Below are 520 nucleotides of genomic sequence, written 5' to 3' on the forward strand. Positions count from 1 at the left end.
CAGCCCGAGCATGATGACGAGACGCATGGCCATGCCAGCGTCATCGCCAGTTTCGTCGGGGCCATCCGCTCCGGCAAACGGCCCGAGACCGTCAGTTCCGACAATATCAGAAGTCTTGCCATGGTTTTCGGCGCCATCGAGAGCGCCAGAACCGGCAAGCGCATTGAAATTTCAGCATAGGACATGAGATCGTGAGCAACCCCGCAAAGTCCATCCGCATCGGCACCATGATCAGCGCTTCCAAGGGCGGCGCTGACAAGCGCATCGGCCAGATCGCCGATATGGGTTTCGAAAGTTTTGAGCCGTTCTTCTGGCAGACGACCAACGGCCAGGATCTCGCCGAGCTCGGCAAGCGCTCGCTGGATGCGATCGGCGACCGCGACATCACCATCTCGACTCTCGGCATGTTCGGCAACCCGCTCGAAGAGACCGATATCGACCTGCAGACGCTGCAGGGCTGGAAGGATTGCATCGACAATGCCCATCATTTCGGCGCCACCTGCGTTGCCGGCTTCACGGG

General features: G+C 60.2%; 2 protein-coding genes. Both read left to right on the top strand.

Annotated features, from left to right (window positions below):
* The coding region (locus AC1DIX_RS27690) for a hypothetical protein (protein WP_477328539.1) at positions 1-180 on the top strand (180 nt) is incomplete at its 5' end.
* 11 nt (positions 181-191) lie between these two features.
* A partial coding sequence (locus AC1DIX_RS27695) for a hypothetical protein (RefSeq protein WP_477328540.1) occupies positions 192-520 on the top strand: 329 nt, incomplete at its 3' end.

The organism is Massilia sp. 05N420, from assembly GCF_056397205.1.